At 42.5% G+C, this 18,892-nt stretch carries 18 protein-coding genes and 1 pseudogene; 6 read left to right on the top strand and 13 right to left on the bottom strand.

Annotated features, from left to right (window positions below; translation table 11 throughout):
* Positions 1 to 7 precede the first annotated feature (7 nt).
* From pstA to NT010_06370, 5 genes are all read right to left on the bottom strand, one after another.
* Complete coding sequence (gene pstA, locus NT010_06390) at positions 8 to 844, bottom strand: phosphate ABC transporter permease PstA (GenBank protein ID MCX5805682.1); 837 nt, start codon at positions 842 to 844, stop codon at positions 8 to 10.
* Positions 841 to 1,704: a phosphate ABC transporter permease subunit PstC gene (gene pstC, locus NT010_06385; protein ID MCX5805681.1), complete on the bottom strand. Its 864-nt coding sequence runs from the start codon at positions 1,702 to 1,704 to the stop codon at positions 841 to 843. Before pstC ends, pstA begins: the two co-directional genes overlap by 4 nt.
* The gene (locus NT010_06380) at positions 1,701 to 2,519 is read right to left on the bottom strand and encodes a phosphate ABC transporter substrate-binding protein (protein ID MCX5805680.1); all 819 of its coding nucleotides are present in this window, start codon (positions 2,517 to 2,519) and stop codon (positions 1,701 to 1,703) included. Before NT010_06380 ends, pstC begins: the two co-directional genes overlap by 4 nt.
* 7 nt (positions 2,520 to 2,526) lie before the next feature.
* Positions 2,527 to 3,216 carry a phosphate signaling complex protein PhoU gene (gene phoU, locus NT010_06375; GenBank protein ID MCX5805679.1) on the bottom strand — a complete coding sequence of 230 codons (690 nt, stop codon included), beginning with the start codon at positions 3,214 to 3,216 and terminating at the stop codon, positions 2,527 to 2,529.
* Between the two features lie 263 nt (positions 3,217 to 3,479).
* A complete protein-coding gene (locus NT010_06370) occupies positions 3,480 to 3,731 on the bottom strand; it encodes a hypothetical protein (GenBank protein MCX5805678.1) in 252 nt (83 codons plus the stop codon).
* 91 nt (positions 3,732 to 3,822) lie between these two features.
* Between NT010_06370 and thyX the strand changes: the two genes are divergently transcribed.
* A complete protein-coding gene (thyX, locus tag NT010_06365) occupies positions 3,823 to 4,548 on the top strand; it encodes an FAD-dependent thymidylate synthase (GenBank protein ID MCX5805677.1) in 726 nt (241 codons plus the stop codon).
* A 115-nt stretch (positions 4,549 to 4,663) separates the two neighbouring features.
* Here the strand turns inward: thyX and NT010_06360 are convergent, their stop codons facing one another.
* Positions 4,664 to 4,879: a hypothetical protein gene (locus NT010_06360; GenBank protein MCX5805676.1), complete on the bottom strand. Its 216-nt coding sequence runs from the start codon at positions 4,877 to 4,879 to the stop codon at positions 4,664 to 4,666.
* A 213-nt stretch (positions 4,880 to 5,092) separates the two neighbouring features.
* On the opposite strand from NT010_06360, the gene NT010_06355 reads away from it, so the two are divergent.
* Positions 5,093 to 6,316: a YihY/virulence factor BrkB family protein gene (locus NT010_06355; protein MCX5805675.1), complete on the top strand. Its 1,224-nt coding sequence runs from the start codon at positions 5,093 to 5,095 to the stop codon at positions 6,314 to 6,316.
* Positions 6,317 to 6,394: 78 nt separating this feature from the next.
* On the opposite strand, the gene NT010_06350 is transcribed toward NT010_06355, so the two are convergent.
* The gene (locus NT010_06350) at positions 6,395 to 7,345 is read right to left on the bottom strand and encodes a ParB/RepB/Spo0J family partition protein (GenBank protein MCX5805674.1); all 951 of its coding nucleotides are present in this window, start codon (positions 7,343 to 7,345) and stop codon (positions 6,395 to 6,397) included.
* A gap of 318 nt (positions 7,346 to 7,663) precedes the next feature.
* Here NT010_06350 and NT010_06345 point away from each other — a divergent pair, with 318 nt between their 5' ends.
* Together NT010_06345 and NT010_06340 are read left to right on the top strand one after the other, a co-directional pair.
* The gene (locus tag NT010_06345; protein MCX5805673.1) at positions 7,664 to 7,924 is read left to right on the top strand and encodes a hypothetical protein; all 261 of its coding nucleotides are present in this window, start codon (positions 7,664 to 7,666) and stop codon (positions 7,922 to 7,924) included.
* A gap of 48 nt (positions 7,925 to 7,972) precedes the next feature.
* Positions 7,973 to 8,194 carry a hypothetical protein gene (locus NT010_06340; protein MCX5805672.1) on the top strand — a complete coding sequence of 74 codons (222 nt, stop codon included), beginning with the start codon at positions 7,973 to 7,975 and terminating at the stop codon, positions 8,192 to 8,194.
* Positions 8,195 to 8,333: 139 nt separating this feature from the next.
* Here the strand turns inward: NT010_06340 and NT010_06335 are convergent, their stop codons facing one another.
* A complete protein-coding gene (locus tag NT010_06335; protein MCX5805671.1) occupies positions 8,334 to 8,732 on the bottom strand; it encodes a hypothetical protein in 399 nt (132 codons plus the stop codon).
* Positions 8,733 to 9,105: 373 nt separating this feature from the next.
* Between NT010_06335 and NT010_06330 the strand changes: the two genes are divergently transcribed.
* Positions 9,106 to 9,576, top strand: coding sequence for a VOC family protein (locus NT010_06330; GenBank protein MCX5805670.1), 471 nt, complete (start codon positions 9,106 to 9,108; stop codon positions 9,574 to 9,576).
* A 127-nt stretch (positions 9,577 to 9,703) separates the two neighbouring features.
* On the opposite strand, the gene kdsB is transcribed toward NT010_06330, so the two are convergent.
* From kdsB to gpmA, 5 genes and pseudogenes are all read right to left on the bottom strand, one after another.
* Positions 9,704 to 10,480, bottom strand: coding sequence for a 3-deoxy-manno-octulosonate cytidylyltransferase (kdsB, locus tag NT010_06325; protein ID MCX5805669.1), 777 nt, complete (start codon positions 10,478 to 10,480; stop codon positions 9,704 to 9,706).
* 13 nt (positions 10,481 to 10,493) lie between these two features.
* Positions 10,494 to 12,002, bottom strand: a pseudogene (gene uvrA / locus NT010_06320) (excinuclease ABC subunit UvrA).
* Positions 12,003 to 12,178: 176 nt separating this feature from the next.
* Positions 12,179 to 13,684 carry a hypothetical protein gene (locus NT010_06315; protein MCX5805668.1) on the bottom strand — a complete coding sequence of 502 codons (1,506 nt, stop codon included), beginning with the start codon at positions 13,682 to 13,684 and terminating at the stop codon, positions 12,179 to 12,181.
* A 388-nt stretch (positions 13,685 to 14,072) separates the two neighbouring features.
* A complete protein-coding gene (locus tag NT010_06310) occupies positions 14,073 to 14,273 on the bottom strand; it encodes a cold-shock protein (GenBank protein MCX5805667.1) in 201 nt (66 codons plus the stop codon).
* A gap of 259 nt (positions 14,274 to 14,532) precedes the next feature.
* Positions 14,533 to 15,276, bottom strand: coding sequence for a 2,3-diphosphoglycerate-dependent phosphoglycerate mutase (gene gpmA / locus NT010_06305; GenBank protein ID MCX5805666.1), 744 nt, complete (start codon positions 15,274 to 15,276; stop codon positions 14,533 to 14,535).
* 646 nt (positions 15,277 to 15,922) lie between these two features.
* On the opposite strand from gpmA, the gene fdnG reads away from it, so the two are divergent.
* Positions 15,923 to 18,892, top strand: a 2,970-nt coding sequence (gene fdnG / locus NT010_06300; protein ID MCX5805665.1) for a formate dehydrogenase-N subunit alpha, incomplete at its 3' end; no start/stop codon positions are given.

The raw sequence follows: 18,892 nt of genomic DNA, 5'->3' as shown, positions 1-18,892 counted from the left end.
ATATCACTCACGAATATTTTGAAACCATCTTGTTCATAAGATAATAGGCAATAATATTAATCAGAAGAATACTCAAAACAAGCACAAGAGCGGTAGCATAGGCTTTTTCCATGGAAATGCCTTCACGTGCAAGGATATAAAAATGGACGGCCATTGTTCTGCTTGAATCCATTAATGATGTGGGGAGTTTTAAAGAACTTCCCGTGGTAAACAATGTTGCCGCTGTTTCGCCGACTGCTCTTCCTACGCTTAACATAATTCCTGTCAATATCCCCGGGACTGCTGAAGGTATTACTACTTTTTTGACGGTTTCCCATCTTGTTGCGCTTAGCGAGTAGCTTACAATCCTTAAATTCCTTGGAACAGCCTTTATTGCCTCTTCGCTTGTTCTTATTATTGTTGGGAGGATCATTATCGTTATGGTTAACACACCTGACAGGACTGACCAGCCCATTTTCAGCTTTATAACAAAAAATATAAAACCAAAAAGTCCATAGAGAATAGAAGGGATCCCTGCAAGCGATTCTACACCGAAACGTATGATCTTGGTAAACACTGATTCCTTTGTGTATTCTGTTAGAAAGATTGCTGTCCCGACTCCAAGAGGGGTAGCAAGAAATATTGACAGCAACACAAGAAGCACGGTCCCGATAATCGTCGAGAATATGCCTCCATGCCTGCCCATATCCTCAGGAGAAGAAAAGATAAATCCGAGGCTTATATGCGGAGCACCTTTAAAACAAATGACAGCCACAATTACTACAAGTATTCCCACGGTAAAAAATGCCTGAAAATTGAAGCATATTCGCACTATTTTATCTACCAGTCTTGGTTTAATCCTCACCTTATCACCTTTTTCTTTATTCCAAAATTAGCTATATAATTAAGAATCATAATAATCACAAGAAGGACAACGCCAGTTGAAAAAAGACCCTGCCGGTGGTCTCCTGTAGCATATGAAAGTTCCAGTGCAATATTACCAGTCAGAGTCCTTAGCGGATCAAGGATGCTTGTCGGTATCTTCAGGGCATTACCAGCAGTCATGATAACTGCCATTGTCTCTCCTATAGCCCTTCCCATCCCGAGGATAAAGCTCGCCAGAATGCCCGATTTGGCAGAGGGAATGACTACTTTGTAAATCGTTTGCCATTTTGTAGCCCCCATGGCAAAGGAACCTTCCCGATAGGTTCTCGGCACGCTCGTGATAGCATCAAAAGATATGCTTATTACAGTGGGCAAAATCATCACCCCAAGGATAATAGACGTAGATAGGAGAGAAAATCCGGCGCCGCCAAAATAATTTCTTACTACAGGGACTATATAAACAACCCCTAAAAAACCGTATACCACTGAAGGGATGCCGGCAAGAAGCTCAAGGGCAGGCTTTAAAAACATCTTCATTTTTTTGCCTGAATATTCCGAGAGGTAAATCGCACAGGAAAGTCCCATGGGTGCACCGACAACAAGGGCACCGAAGGTTACAAGAAAAGAGGATACGATCATGGGAAATATTCCGAAGGAGCCTTTTGTCGGAGCCCATTTAAAACCGAGTATAATGTTTTTCAATCCTATTTTATGAAAGAGAGGCAGACCTTCATATAAAATAAAGATAAAAATCAAAAAAAGGAATAGAAGCGATGAGAGCGCAAAGATTGTAAGTACATATTTTACGAAACGTTCCTTTGTAAAATTTATTCTTGTCATTTTATGCCTATAAGCCCCTCTTTCTTAAGAATATTCTGGCCGTCTATGGAAAGAACATAGTCAATAAACGTCTGTACAATCTCGTTCGGCTTACCGTTTGTGATAAAAATAAATGGTCTTACAATCTTATATTTCTTTGCCTTTATGTTTTCAAGACTTGCAGTAATTCCGTCAATTGACAAAGCCATGACCCTGTTGTCGACAAGCCCGAGCGATATATATGCTATTGCATAGGGGTCTGTGGCAACGATTTCCTTTACTGATCCATTGGAATCCTGGACCATGATCCCGTCATATATCTCTTCGCCTTTCATAATAAGATCCTCAAAAGAGCCGCGTGTTCCCGAACCTTCCTCCCTTGTTATGGCATCTATTTTCCGGTCAATCCAGCCCAGATCTTTCCAATTTTTTATTTGTCCGCTGAATATACCCCTTATCTGTTTTAAAGTCAGTTCCCGGATTGGATTCTTAGGGTGCACAACTACTGAAATACCGTCATAACAGATTACAATATCATTTAATACCTTTTCTTCCTGTTTCAGTTGCCTTGATGACATACCGATTTCAATAGTTTTATTTAAACATGCCTGAATACCGGCAGTTGAACCGCCTCCCTGGACATTTACTCTAAACCCGGGCCGGTCAACCATAAAATGATCTGAAAGTTTTTCTATAAACGGCATTACAGATGTTGATCCGGCTATTGTAATAGTATGTTTTTTGCCATGCGCACCACTGGTAGAGTTATCATTGCATGATGAAAGCATTATCACAGACAAAAACAGTATTAAGCTGAGTATCTTGGAATTAGACATAGGGGAATTAATCCTCAGAAGGGTTTTTGATGTGTCTTATGATCTTCCCTTCGGCCATAAATATGACAAGTTCGGCGATATTTACAGCATGGTCAGCTATTCTTTCCAGAGACTTTGAAATGAACATTACCCGTGTTGCCCTTGAAATTGTCCTCATATCCTGCATCATATATGTAAGAAGTTCTCTGAAAACCTGGTCGAGAAGCTGGTCAACCCGCTCATCATCTCTTGATACCTTCAATGCCAGATCAACATCTTCCTTCACAAAGGCATCGAGACTTTCCTTGAGCATGAGTTGTACAATATTCGCCATGGTAGGGATATCAATATAAGGTTTTAACTGTGGTTCTTTGTTAAGCTCAAGAACTCTCTCGCATATATTTACAGCAAGATCGCCGATTCTTTCAAGGTCATAGTTGATTTTAATTGCTGTGGTGATAAACCTTAAATCCCTTGCTGCCGGCTGCCGGAGGGCAAGCAGTTTAAGACAGAACTCGTCAATTTCTACTTCCCTTGCATTCACCACATCATCGTTCTCAATAACCTTATCTGCAATCTCTGAACGTCTCTCAAGAAGAGCGTTAATAGCATCCTGTATTGCTCTTTCCACCAGGCCGCCTTCAAGGAGAATCTTCTCCTTCAATTCCCTGAGTTCCATATCGAATGCCTTATAAATGTGTCCTTCCATAATTTCCATGACGGGAAGCCTCCTTATAGTTTGACCAGATGATTATAGTAATTTTTTGCCCTCATTACAACAGAATGTTCCTGCATATTTATGGCATCCGGGCGAAAAGACAGCACACCTGAAAGGAGTGGTGAATTATAAAAGAAATGACCTGATATTCTTGTAAACCCTTGTTTTATACACGCCTGCCGCGACTCGAATGCGGAGTCTACAGATTAGAAGAACCAACTTTAAAGACTTATATACGTGTTATATCAATAGGTTACAAATTATCATGTAGTATATCTGATGAATGTATATGGTTGATTTATTAACAGCCATTTTTTTGAGTTCCCGCCAAAATCACCACCATCATCTATCTTATGACCGGCAAACTGGACTTCAGCAAAAACCTGGTTACTCATTATCAAATGAGAAAGAACCAGAGGCAAATAATGCTCAATAACAAGAAAAATACAGTGATAAACCTTTGACAATACCATTTCAATAAAAAGGATGGCAATAATACCTCCGGTATGTTGCAAATGTCTGCGTTTTATAATACAAATAATGCATTGCGGTCCGATGACCAAAGCGTGCAAAGAATAAAGCATGCAAAGAATAACAGGAGCATTCATGGAAACACATTTAAAGGTAATACTCATAAGTCATACGCCTGATCCTGAAAAGGCAATCAGCGCAGCGGCAAGACTCTGTTACAGTCCGGCAGATGTTGAGCAGATTCTCTCCGACACCGGGAAAGATGATCAATCTGCCTTTCTTGAAAAACTTATAGCAGTGGGACATTTGAGCCCTGTTGAACATGCCTCCTTCACCTTCGCTGTCGAGGGGATATCACGCGCATGCTCGCATCAGCTCGTCCGCCACCGTCTTGCATCATATAGTCAACAGTCCCAGCGATATGTTGGAGAGGAGGACGGGTTCTCCTATATCATTCCTCCGGCTATAAAGGAAGATAATGAACTCCGTGCTCATTTTGAACGACTCATGGAGGAGACTAGCAGTTCATACATATATATCGTTGAAAAGCTCGAAGAAAAAGGGTGCGCTGTCGAGTCCGCACGGGAAGATGCACGTTTCGTCCTGCCAAATGCAACGGAAACGAAGATCATTATGACCATGAACGCACGGGAACTTCTCTATTTTTTCAGTATGCGGCTTTGCAACCGCGCACAGTGGGAGATCCGTGAAATGGCATATCTCATGTTAAAACTAGCGAGACCCCTTGCCCCTGCTGTTTTTCGCTATGGTGGGCCTCCTTGTCTTAAAGGAAAATGCCCGGAAGGCTCCCGCACATGTGGAAAAACAGATGAAGTTCGGCACAGGTTATCTTTTAAATAAAACTGACAGAAAGTCAGACTGCGAGGGTTATTGCTTAAAATTTAAGCTATGCGGTTTTTGCCTTAGATGCACACTGCGTTGTTTTTGTCTTAGATACAACACTTTTCCCTGAAAGTCATGCTTCACGGTTTTCACCTGAAATAAAACCTTTCTTCCCGCAATCCATGATCAAAGCGAACTGGCCATATGCAATAGTTGTGGGTGAAAGAAGAATTCCCCCGGTAAGGACGGAAGAGGCACATTTCAACCCGTCCTTGCTTCTGAGAAACCACGAAGTGTGCACCTTTGTAGATGAAAGAAGAATCATCCTGAAATGGCCTGGGACAAGCATTTCTTCATGTAATCCTTGCCTTTAAAAAACCGCTAAGCCTATTCTTCGGCGGGACATTACAATCAGTCTGTTGTCGGAAAAACCGGGAAACCCCGGTGAAACCGAGAGAATATAAATTAAAACTTAAGTATTCTTCCAATTTCTGTTATATATACAGCATACTTGATTAAGATCGCTTCTGATTTTACAAAAAATAATGGATATTTAAACTATATGAAGCATGAAGGAAACAATCAGTCTACCGGGATTTTTTTTATTATCATTAAGGAATCCATTATATCTTTTCTAAATCACAACAATTTCGAGATGTCTGTTGCTCTCGCATCGTATGGATTCTTTTCAATTATTCCCCTACTCTTTTTTGTGTCTTGTATTTTCGGCGGTTACGGCGACATTTCTCAACACGTTTTTAAAGGGATTGAAAACCTCGTTTTGCATATATTGCCTAATTTCAACATGTTCACGATAAAAAAATTCTATTTATCAATTAGTTACAGAATTACCTGGGGTTTCATCAGCCTCTCATTTATTTTCGTATCTCTTATGTCTGTGAGCGATTCACTGCGGACAGCATTTCTTAAGATTTTTAATATTACACGGGAAATATCCTTTATCCGGGTGCAACTTATTAATATAGCATCAACGCTCCTTATGCTCTCTCTTTTTGCTGCACTTGTAGCGGGGGAAATGGCATACATATCCTATGTACGCCATTTTATTGACAACATACCTTTCCTGAACGTGAACGGAAATGTCATAGCATCATTAATAGTAACAAGTGTATGTATGGTTACAGTTTACACAGTATTCTCACCTATAAGATTGAATGCTTATCGTATTTTAATAGTATCCGTTATTACAGCTGTTCTCCTTGTTACAATGAAAAACCTCTTTACCCATTTCCTGAGTTACAATCCTGATTACGGCGTAGCTTTCGGTTCTCTGAAAACGCTCTTTATTATGATCATCTGGGTATATTACAGCTTCCTGGTAATCCTCTTTGGTGCTGAAATAACGGTAAATATCGGAAAAAGGGATGTCCTTATATTGAAAAAACTTTTTCTCGGCGTAGAAAACATTGAAAAGATCCCGGAAAAATTCATCAACAGATACACAAGGGTATATAACAGCGATGATATTGTCTTTGCTGAGGGAGAACATGGCGATGTCATGTTCTTTGTCGTAACGGGGACCGTCAGCATAAACAGAAAAAGTCAGATCATCAGAACCATGAAAAGGGGCGACTATTTCGGCGAGATGTCCATGCTTCTCAATGCTCCGAGAACAGCAACCGTAAAGGTATTGGAAGACAACACAAGGATTGTTGTCATTTCACAGGAGAACTTTGAAACTATCCTGAAGGAAAGCCCGGAGGTTGTTCTTGCCATTCTTAAAGAAATGACTTTGAGGCTTAAATTAACAAACGAGAGCACCTGATCTTCGTCAGATACTCATATCAAGCCGGCTTCTATATCCTCAAGGGCTTGCAAATGCAGTCACCGAAGGCGCGCACCCTTACACCTGCGGCATCGGTTTATTGCCGGGTTTATTTATTATTACAGTCTCCGGTGCTGTTTCAATCTGTTTTTCAATGAAAGAGGTTAAAACCTTAAGTTCATCAAGGAATGTCCGGAGGTCGGATTTTGCATACATACCGGTCTTTTTATCAAAGTATGATTTTGCATTCTGTAAGACGGCAACCTTCTTTTTCATAGGCATAGGTTTCTGGTATGCTGGTTTAGGTCTGGCCTTCTTATATGCAGTAAGCATTTTCTCTAATTTTGCATTAGTTACAGACTTTTCCATTATTTCATCAAAGATGGTAAAAAAGTCAGGGCTTCCAAGGTTTGCAGCGAATAAATATCCCTGGGAAACAGGCAGCGTTCCGGCAGCAATTACGTCCTGAATTTTTGGAACCAGTTTTAGAAGTGATAACGAGCTATACAGCGTAGTTATTGACTTTACAGTGATTTTTGCAATTGCTACGACTGTCGTAGCAACTTCCTTCGGCAGGCTTTCCGGCTTCCTGTTATAGCTCACAAGCACACCCATCACCCCGTCCAAATTGTATCCCTTATCAGGATGTTTTATCTGAATATATGCAAATATCTCCTTTGCCTGGTCAATGGGATTTAAATCTTCCCGCTGGAGGTTCTCGGTAAGTTGATAGGCTATGGCTTCTCCTGATTCCTTACCTGTTTCTATTACCCGCACCGGCACGGTTTCAAGTTTCAGTTGTTTGGCTGCCTGATACCGTCTTCCCCCGCAAATCAGAGTATATTTACCGTCCTCCTGAGCCGTTACAATAAGTGGTTCTATGATGCCCCTGTCATTTATTGATTGCATGAGAGATTTGAATGATTCTGATTCGATATTTACATTCGATCTCACCTGTTCCAGCACTGTAATGTTGCTTGTAGGAACATACAAAAACTCCGCACTTACACCAGTCTTCTTCGTTGCCATAATACCCCCTCTTTTGAAATTCAGTGTACGGTTTAATCCCGCTTTACGCGGGACATAGTCGTCAGTGAACAGTCGTAACATATCTACTGCCTTAACCGCTATTCACTATGTCCCGCATTAAGCGGGATTAAACCGAACACCGATCTTGATGCCCATTCAACATAGGATTGCCGTTAAAATAGATATTATGATTTAACTAAGATGTGATTTAATTTTGCTGCCCTGTCCAATGCTGCTTTTTAAATTATGTGTATAAATTGATACATCATTTCAAATGATCTTTTCAAGAAAAAATTTAGATTTTTAATAATTAACTTCGTGGTAAGTTGGTGGACAATCAATGCAACAAGGAAGAAACGACCCTCTCTGCGTGGGGACAGGCACACCCATACACTTGCAGCGCCGTATACCATGTCGATGATTGGGTGCGTCAGCTTTCAGACTAATCTGTCGACGAATATGGGAATGGGTGTGCCTTCTCCCGAGATGACGAAGCAGATAGGCGGCAGGCTCTATGGCTGCGATGCGTGCCAGGACATATGCCCCTTCAACCAGGGCAGATGGACAGGCAGCGAGTAGTTTCCGGGGCTTGACGCGCTAGCTCCATCAATGCGTCCGGAAAATATTATGGAGATGAGCTACGATGAGATTGGGCGCACACTGGCCCCCAAATATTGGTACATAAGACCTGAAAACCTCTGGAAATGGAAACTGAACGCGCTGACCGCGATGATGAACAGTTACAGCAAAAAATATGAAGCACCGATAAAGCTCGGACTCTTTGATCCCAACGAAAACGTGCGCGACTTCGCACATAGCGTCTGCTCGAAGCTCGGAATATCTTTTTAAGGGTGAATGAACGGTGAGGGACACCCTTCGATAATTCAATTCAGAAAGAGTTAGAATAGGATGTCCCTCACCGTTCCCAATATGTTCTGTAGGACGAATCCTGTGGGCTCATTCCTCTTTTTTTTGTTTTCTGAAAAAATCAATTCATCATATATTTAGAAAGCAGGATTTTATCAAGAGGAACATATTGGTTCTCCTTTTCCACCTCAAAAATAAATATTCTCTTGTATTTCAGCAGGTCGTTTTGAAGATATTCTCCTTGTTCGCATAGTGACATTTTTTTAAACCTATCTCTTTCATTTTCAATCCCTGCTCTCAAAATATCTTTTTGATCTTGTTCGATTACATCAATATTAATTTTGACATATTTTTCAAATATCTTTTTTCGCTCTTCGGATGACCCGGCGGCATCGTATTCTTTTAAAATATTCATTAAAAACGCGTTAAGAAAGAGAAGATGATTTTTTTTAGTTTCCAAATATTCCTCTCCACCTGACTTTTCTATTTCGATTAATTCTTTAGCCCTGGCTGCTTTCATAATTTACCCCCTTTTGCTATATGTTTTATATATGGTAACAGTTTTTATGTCCATGAAACAGGTGAGTAAAACCCCCTCAAAAATGGGTTTTTAAAAACCAATAAAATCATCTATTTTTATGATAGCAAAAAGAGTAAGTAAAAAACAAATGTTTTATGCTCGCTAAGTCAATCTGTCCTTCCTGCTATCCACGGAATCAATGTCCTCCAAAGCATTGAAGACTTCAACTGACAATTGGTAGGCCCTCCTTGCAAAATATTTGAAATTGTAGGAAAATGGAGAAAAAGATGGGGTATAAGGAAAACCTTAGCGGGAGAGTTTGTTTACTTACTTAAGATGTCCCCCACTCATACATTCGTTGAAAGGAGTTGAAATGAAATGTATCAATATCCATCATTTGGGCATGTGGGTCGATAACATTGATGAAGCAATCTTTTTTTTCACTGATATAATGGGTTTTAGTTTGTTGACGCGCGGTCCGCGAGGCAGTATCGGACCGGGGGAACGAGCTCTTATCTATGCCGGTGACCAGCAGGTGCTGGAACTGCTGACGGAACCGAATGTCCTGCCGCGTCCAGATTTCCCCGTTCACCCAATAGGCCACGTGGTTGGCGTCCCTCATGTATGTTTCAGGGTAACGGATGTGCCGGCTTGTCGTCAGAGGCTTCAAGTACACGGATATAAAGTTTCGGAGCAATTTCCCGAAACTGGTTTTACACATACCGAATTGGGTTTGCTCCGTTTAATTTACTTTGTAGGCCCTGGAGGAATAGGGTTTGAATTATTTGAATTTGAGGATGAATATCCCCTGTCCTGCTGTAAGAAAATGTGTTCCACTACGTGACCTAAGCCTTCCTCAGCCTTGTAATAATACTTTCTCAACCCCATCCCCCAATTTTGTTTTTTTTCTTCCTGTTATATATTTCCATGCATTCAAGACACACCTCAAAGGCTAACAAAGAAAAAATTTATCAGACTGCCAAAAAATGAGACATTCTACGGGCCTGCTCCAGGTCTTCTTCCGTATCAATACCGGCACCGTCGTAATTGGTTATTAATACCTTAATATCATAGCCGTTTTCCAGAACTCTGAGCTGCTCCAGTGATTCCGCCGCCTCAAGTATGCTCTCTTCCATTTCAACATACTGCTTGAGAAAATAACGCGAAAAGCCATAGATGCCGATGTGTTTATAGATACACCCTGAGTTGCGGGCTCTAAATTGCGGATCTTTAATTTCAATCCTGGAGGAAGACATGGCGTTTCTAAAAAACGGTACGGGAGATCTTGAAAAGTAAAGAGCAAAACCAAATCTGTCAAGGACAACCTTAACGACATTGGGATTCATATAGTCCGCCTCATTATCAATGGGACTACAGAGCGTTGCCATAGTAAGATTTTCCTTTTCCATTGCATAAAACAAAGAATCAATAATATCTGCCCTTATGAAAGGCTCATCACCCTGAAGATTTATAATGATATCCGCTTCCCTGTCTTTGATAGCCTGATAAATCCTGTCTGTGCCACTTTTGCATTCAGGGCTTGTCATTATTACATCTGCATCAAAAGATACTGCTGCATCCTTTATCCTCTCGTCGTCAGTAGCTATAAAAATACTGTCTTTTAATGCCGATTTTAAAGCTCTTTCATATACCCATTGAATAATAGGCTTACCGGAAATCTCCCTGAGTGCTTTACCGGGAAGTCTTGTTGAGGCATATCTTGCGGGAATCACAATAACTTTTTTCATAATGAATGCTCTTTCACTTATTTACCTTGTTTTTTTGTGACCTTTTTACTTCCTGTTCTTCCCAATATTTCTTTAAAAACATCCCTGTATAGCTCTCATCCGTCAGGATTATTTTTTCAGGAGTGCCCCTTACTATAACACGGCCGCCTTTTTCTCCGCCTTCAGGCCCCATATCTATAATGTAGTCGGCGCATTTTATTACATCCATGTTATGCTCTATAACTACTATCGTGTTGCCCCTTTCCACCAGTTCGGAAAGCACATGGAGCAGTTTTTCGATATCTGCAAAATGCAAACCCGTGGTCGGTTCATCGAGTATATAAAGGGTGCTTCCTGTATCCCTTTTTGAAAGTTCCCTTGAAAGTTTGATCCGCTGCGCTTCTCCTCCGGACAACGTGGTTGCTGCCTGACCAAGTCTGATGTAACCCAGGCCTACATCATTGAGAACCTTGAGTTTGCTTTTTATGTGAGGATAGGCATCGAAAAACTCTGTAGCCTGGGTAACGGTCATTTCAAGAACATCGGCAATGCTCTTGCCTTTATATTTAACTTCCAGCGTGTCCATGTTGTATCGTTTGCCTTTACAAACATCGCAGACAATATAGACATCGGGCAGAAACTGCATCTCAATTTTTACAAAACCTTCACCCGTGCAGGTTTCACACCTGCCACCCTTTACATTGAAACTGAACCTGCCTTCTTTGTATCCTCTCATCCGTGACTCAGGCAGCTTGGCAAACAATTCCCTGACATGAGTGAAAATACCGGTATATGTGGCAGGATTGGACCTTGGTGTTCTTCCGATAGGAGACTGATCAATGTCTATGACACGGTCTATTGCTTCATAGCCTGAAATCATGTCCACTTCCCCTGCCCTGTCTTTGGATTTATATAGTTTTTGTTTGAGAAGGGGATAGAGTGTATCTACAAGAAGACTGCTTTTCCCTGATCCTGAAACACCAGTAATACAGGTCAATACACCGAGCGGTATATCCACGTCGATGTTTTTCAGGTTATTCGTCCTTGCACCTTTGATATTAATAAAGGCCTTCGGTATACGCCTCTTTTCCGGTTCCTCTATTCTCATCCTGTCCGATATGTACATGCCTGTTATTGACTCGCTGTGATTTATCAGATCTTTCGGTATACCTTGAAATACAAGATATCCTCCGTTTTCACCGGCACCTGGACCCAGGTCTATCACATAGTCAGATGACATGATTGTATCTTGGTCATGTTCTACCACAATCACTGTATTATCAAGGTCACGGAGTCTTTTAAGCGTTGCAAGGAGTCTTTCGTTATCCCTCTGGTGAAGCCCGATGCTGGGTTCATCGAGAACATACAGCACTCCCGTCAGCCCTGACCCGATCTGTGTTGCAAGGCGTATTCTCTGTGATTCACCGGATGAAAGCGTAGCGGAATTTCTGCTAAGGGTAATGTAATCAAGCCCCACATCAATAAGGAATTTCAAACGGGAAAGGATTTCTTTGAGTATTGTTTTTGCTATTTCCTGCTCTTTTGGTGCAATTACAGGGGCTTGCGTCGCCCCCTCCACCAGCAAAGCTGTCGGAGCCTCCCCTTCTCGCTCACTGTGTGAGCTGCTTAGCCCTTTGACGTCTTGTGCATCGGCTTGCGTCGCCCCCTCCACCAGCAAAGCTGTCGGAGCCTCCCCTTCTCGCTCACTGTGTGAGCTGCTTAGCCCTTTGACGTCTTTGTCGGAGCCTCCCCTTCTCGCTCACTGTGTGAGCTGCTTAGCCCTTTGACGTCTTGTGCATCGGCTTGCGTCGCCCCCTCCACCAGCAAAGCTGTCGGAGCCTCCCCTTCTCGCTCACTGTGTGAGATAGACGCAACTTTTGCAGGAAATTGCTTCCTGGGAACCAATGAACTGAAAAACGTGAGACTTCCGGCAATTGTCATCCTTGCAATATCATCAATGTTCTTATCATTTATCTTTACCCAGAGCATTTCTTTTTTCAGTCGTGCACCATTACAGGACGGACAGGGGATCAGATTGATAAACCTCTCAAGCTTTTCCTTGCCCCAGAAGTCTGCCTTTTCCCACTCACGTTGCAATTCATTAATAACACCTTCATAGGGCCTTTTGACAAAATCCCTTCTGGTGCCTCTGTCATAAAAAAACTCTATTTCCTCCCGGTCTGAACCATAAAGGATTACATCCTGGACATGTTGAGGGAGTTCTTTAAAGGGCGCATTTACATCAATTTTATAATGATTCACCAGAGCTTCGAGAAAGGGCAAAAAATGGACCGGGTTCTTTTCGCCCCAGGGGATAACAGCGCCCTCCCGTAATGAGAGGTCGTGATTAGGAATAATCAGAACAGGATCAAAATACTCCTTTACGCCAAGGCCGGAACATGTTGGACATGCACCATAAGGATTATTGAAAGAGAACATCCGGGGGGCAATTTCCGGATAGCTTATTCCACAGTCCGGGCAGGCAAATTTTTCACTGAATATCTGTATGCCCTTATCCGTCTCTATTTTTACAATCCCCCCTGCCTTATGGAGGGCAAGTTCAACCCCCTCATAGAGTCTTCGCTCAATACCATCACGCAATACAATTCTGTCTACAACAACATCTATTTCATGCTTTTTATTTTTGTTGAGAGCAATTTCCTCTGACAGATCTACAATCTTACCATTGAGCTTTATTTTAGTGAAACCCTGTTTCCTTAACTCGTCTATTTCTTTCCTGTACTCACCTTTTCTACCCCTTACAATTGGTGCAAGGATGTTGATTTTTGTTCCAATACCAAGACAGAGGACACTGTCCACAATCTGGGGAACATGCTGACTCTTTATTTCCTTACCACAGCTATAGCAAAACACATGGCCGATGCGCGCGAAGAGAAGTCGTAAATAGTCATAAATCTCTGTCACAGTGCCGACTGTACTGCGGGGGTTCTTGCTCAATGTCTTCTGCTCGATGCTTATCGCAGGAGACAATCCTTCAATATAATCCACATCGGGCTTGTCCATCAGTTCAAGAAACTGCCGGGCATATGATGAAAGCGATTCTACATATCTCCTCTGACCTTCCGCATATATAGTATCAAAGGCAAGGCTTGACTTGCCGGAACCGCTCGGTCCCGTAATTACAACTATCTTATTCCGCGGAAGTTCCACTTCGATATTTTTGAGATTATGCTGCCGTGCACCTTTGATAGATATCTTATCCACAACCTAACAATGTATCAGATTTTAGTGCTGGAGTAAACAGCCCTGACCAAAAGTCAGCATAGTCAACAAAATGAATATTGAAACAACATTTACACAGGGTTAAAATAACTCACTTTAAAGTGAAAGGATGGGCATGGGAAACAAAGAAACTGTAATGAGCGGAAAAGAATATACAAGCTACAACAGGCAAATAATCTACCCTGAATAACGGCATTGAGGACAAGATAGATGTTGAGGAAAATATCACATCTATCCTTATTTTTCTGTCAGGGGGATAACAAGGTAGTGTTGGATTTACAAAACACCTTACTCGGGATTCAAACCTTGCAGAGGATATAAGCGGATATGATTGAGCAGGCCCGGAGGCATCCGGGCCTGCCTGGCTGGCTTAGAGTTTTACTACGTTTGCCGCTGCCGGACCTTTAGGCCCGCTGACAACTTCAAATGTTACTTCCTGGCCTTCAGAAAGCGATTTAAAACCACTGTCCTGGATGGCTGAATAATGCACAAAAACATCATTTCCATCTTCACCTGTTATAAAACCAAAACCTTTTGACTCGTTAAACCATTTAACAGTTCCTTTTACCATAGGATCAAACCCTCCTTGAATAATATTGAAGAATACGGAACTGTGTTGTGGGTGACTACAAAAAATCAAAGGCAATTTGCGGCCAAAACAACAGGTGCTTCCGAAACTTCAGTTAATAATATCGCACAGGAAAATTGCAAAATCAACTTTATTTTATTCTTTTTTTATTGCCCTACAAGCTCATGCCTCGAGGTTTGCTTAAGAATGATTTCATATTTTTGTTTAGTCTTTGATATTCCGCGGTTTGCCGCGGAATAATTCACTTCTTCAACTGGTATTCAACAGACTGCATCGCACGTTTTACCGCCTCCTGATCACCCAGGTAATAACTTCTGATCGGCGCAAGATCATCCGTAAGTTCGTATACAAGAGGCATTCCGGTAGGGATATTGAGCGAGGTAATTTCATCATCAGGCACATCATCCAGATACTTTACAAGGGCACGGAGACTATTTCCGTGGGCACAGACAATCACATGCCTGCCCTCTGAGATAACCGGCGCTAAAACAGCATCCCAAAAAGGGATAAAACGTTCAACAGCATCCTTCAAACATTCTGTGAAAGGTATTTCCTCGGGTTTCAGGCCGGTATAGATGGAACTCTTGCCGTTATAGCGCGGATCATCAGGCGTAATTGCAGGAGGGCGGATATCGTAACTGCGGCGCCAAAGAAGGGTCTGCTCCATCCCGTATTGTTCGACCATTTCAGCTTTATTAAGACCTTGCAGCGCACCGTAATGGCGTTCGTTGATCCGCCAGCTATTAAAAACAGGAATCCACATAAGATCCATCTCTTCAAGGATGATCCAGAGGGTCTTTATTGCCCGTTTCAGCACGGATGTAAATGCCACATCAAAAACATATCCCTCTTGTTTAAGTATGCGTCCGGCCTGCATTGCTTCCTCTGTGCCTTTCTCTGAGAGCGGCACGTCAGTCCAACCAGTGAAACGATTCTCCATGTTCCAGACACTCTCTCCATGCCGTACAAGTACAAGTTTTTTCATAAAAAGTCTCCTCTTTCAGACCCGATATTTTCCAAACTCCACAAATCTATTCATTTTGGTCGTTCAAAATAGAATTTAAATATAATTTGTAACAGCATCTTTTAATATACCTGCTTAACACAATAACAATATTATGTATAATCAAATGAAATTCCAATGTAGATATTTATCAATTTTCTTATATCGACCAACCTGTTTTCACGTTTTCCATGTTTTCAATAAAAATTGAACAATATCGGCCAAAAAAGATGGTAAGTCGTTTTCAATCACAAGCATGAGGAAGAACCACAATCGATTCACAAAAAAACCAACCTGCTAAAAATCAAGATATTTAATATTTAGTAATTTTATAAAAGTTAATAACTAATTAATATCTGACTTTTATTGTTGATTTTTTATTTAATAATATTATTGATAAAATCAACAATAAATAATATTATACAACTATTAAAAAAATTATGTGCAATAAATCACAAATAATATTTACCATGTACTCTATAAAATACTTATGCAAATCTCCTGTAACTAAATAATCAGGATTGCGTAAAAGAGTGCCGGTAACGGCAGCATTCAAAAATTTATATCATAACGGCACACGCAGCCAGCCGTAACCGGATAATCAAAGACCATATGAAGGAGGAGAGGTATGGACATTTCGAGAAGAAAGTTCCTCATTGGCAGCGGCATTGCAGCAGCCGGACTCGCTATTCCGGGAAAATCTGCCGATGCGAGCAGTTTTGACTCACCGGAACTCAGGACAAAAGGTCTTAAAACAACTACTACCATCTGCCCTTTTTGTGCAGTAGGATGCAGCATGATCGTGCATGCAAAAGACGGTAAAATCGTCAACATTGAAGGAGATGATGCAAGCCCCATCAATCAGGGATCGCTTTGTTCAAAGGGCGGCGCCATGTTCCAGATTGCAAACAACGAAAGGCGCCTTAAAAAGGTAATGTACCGTGCACCAGGTTCTGAAAAATGGGAAGAAAAGTCATGGGATTGGGCTCTTGACAGGATCGCAAAGTTGATGAAAGAAACTCGTGACAGGACATTCAAACAGAAAGAAACCAATAAAAAAGACGGAAAAGAATACAAAATCAACCGTACAGAGGGCATAGCTATCTTTGGCGGCGCAGGCCTCGATAACGAGGAATGCTACCTTGAAAGCAAGTTTGCCCGTTCTATGGGCGTGGTTTACTTAGAACATCAGGCTCGCCTCTGACACTCGTCTACAGTCGCCGGTCTGGCGGCTTCTTTTGGACGGGGCGCAATGACAAATCATTGGAACGACTTGAAAAACAGCGATTGCATTATGGCCATAGGCTGTAACCCTGCCGCAAATCACCCGATCTCTTTTAAATGGATCGAGGCGGCCATGGAGAAAGGGGCAACGCTCATCTCTGTAGACCCACGCTATACCAGGACTTCCTCAAAGGCTGATATTTATGCCCGCACCAGACCTGGAACCGATATTGCATTTCTCGGGGGACTTATCAATTATGCTTTGCAGAACAACCTTATCCATAAAGAGTATGTGAAAGAGTACACAAATGCCTCATTCATCGTTACCGAAGGATATGGTTTTAAGGAGGGGATGTTTGCAAATTGGGATGACCGTGAAAAGGCTTATGATATGAAGTCCTGGGCCTATGCCCTTGACGGATCGGGCAAGACGCGTCGCGACCCGACGTTGTCAGACCCTCGCTGCGTTTTTCAACTCTTAAAGAAACATTACTCACGCTACACTGTCGATATGGTTTGCTCAGTTACCGGCTCAAAAAAAGAAGACTACCTCAAAGTTGCTCAGGCTTTCTGCGGTACAGGAAGACCTGACAAGGCTGGCACCATACTTTATGCTATGGGAATCACCCAGTCCACCCACGGGGTTCAGAATGTGCGCGCCACTGCCCTGCTCCAATTGCTACTCGGCAATGTAGGCATCGCCGGTGGCGGTGTAAACGCAATGCGCGGCGAATCGAATGTTCAGGGCTCTACGGACTATGGCCTTCTCTTCCATGTTCTGCCGGGTTACATAGCATCGCCGGACTTCAGCGATACCTCTCTCGAATCATATATTACAAGATATTTTCCAAAATCTAATGAACCTAAAAGCACAAACTGGTGGCAGAACGGCGGCAAATATATTACAAGCCTCCTCAAAGCATGGTGGGGCGAGAATGCAACTCCTGAAAACGGTTTCTGTTATGATTATATGCCAAAACGAAGCGGCAACTATTCTTATGTCCAGGCCATGCGTAAAATTTTTAAAGGAGAGATTGAAGGCCTGGTTTGTATGGGGATGAACCCTGCCGTAGGCGGACCGAACTCCCTCAAAGCCCGTGAAGGGCTTGGGAAGCTTAAATGGCTCGTCACTGCCGATCTCTGGGAGACTGAAACATCCATTTTCTGGAAACGTCCCGGAGTAAATCCTAAAGACATAAAGACGGAAGTTTTTATGCTGCCTGCAGCTTCGTCTGTGGAAAAAGAGGGAAGTATAAGCAACTCAGGACGATGGGCTCAGTGGCGTTATGCAGCAATAGAACCGCCCGGTGAAGCTAAAAGTGACCTCTGGATCCTTGACCAGTTCCACAAAAAGATAAAAGCCCTTTACAAAAAAGATGGTGGGGTCTTTCCATATCCGATTGTAAAAATGGCCTGGAACTATGGCGACGGTCATGAGCCTGACGTGCACCGGGTAGCAAAAGAAATCAACGGATATTTTACACGCGATACAACCATTAAAGATAAAGACAAAACCCTGGAGTTTAAAACCGGAGATCAGGTGCCTGCCTTTGCCCAGCTCCAGGACGACGGGTCAACAGTGTCAGGCTGCTGGATATATTGCGGGTCATACACAAAAGACGGGAACATGATGGCCAGACGAGACTCCACAGATCTTCCCAACAATCTTGGGATGTATCCGAAGTGGGCATGGTCCTGGCCCGTAAACCGGCGTATCCTTTACAACCGCGCTTCGGTCAATAAGGCCGGCAGTCCTTTTAATCCAAAACGTGCCGTTATAGCCTGGAATGAGGCAGAAAAAAAATGGCAAGGGGATGTGCCCGATGGAGGCGCCCCGCCTGTGGACGATGAAAAAGGAGCCAATCCTTTTATCATGGTTCCCGAAGGTGTTGGTCGCATCTATGCTATTACTATGAAAGACGGACCTTTTCCTGAACACTATGAACCGATAGAAAGTCCGGCCAGGAATCTTCTCTCAAAAGTACAGAACAATCCCTGTGTGGTGTTATCTAACAACGATACTTGCGATATAAACAAATATCCTTTTATCGGCACTACTTACCGAATGACCGAGCACTGGCAAACCGGCGGCATGACACGCAGTCTGCCATGGCTTGTAGAATTGGTTCCGGACATGTTTGTAGAGATAAGTAAATCGCTGGCCCAGACAAAGGGGGTCAAAAACGGCGACCGTGTTCGTGTAAGCACTGAAAGAGGTTCTATTGAGGCATATGCACTGGTTACTTCCCGTCTTAAACCCTTCGTTGTTGACGGAAAACCCATTGAACAGGTAGGAATGCCGTGGCATTTCGGTTACGCCGGTATGGCCACAGGAGACAGCGCCAACGTCCTGACCCCGGAATCATTAAGTCCA

It is taken from the genome of Pseudomonadota bacterium (assembly GCA_026388275.1).
Classification (GTDB): Bacteria; Desulfobacterota; Syntrophorhabdia; order Syntrophorhabdales; family Syntrophorhabdaceae; genus JAPLKB01.
This window is presented reverse-complemented; position numbering and strand designations above follow the sequence as displayed.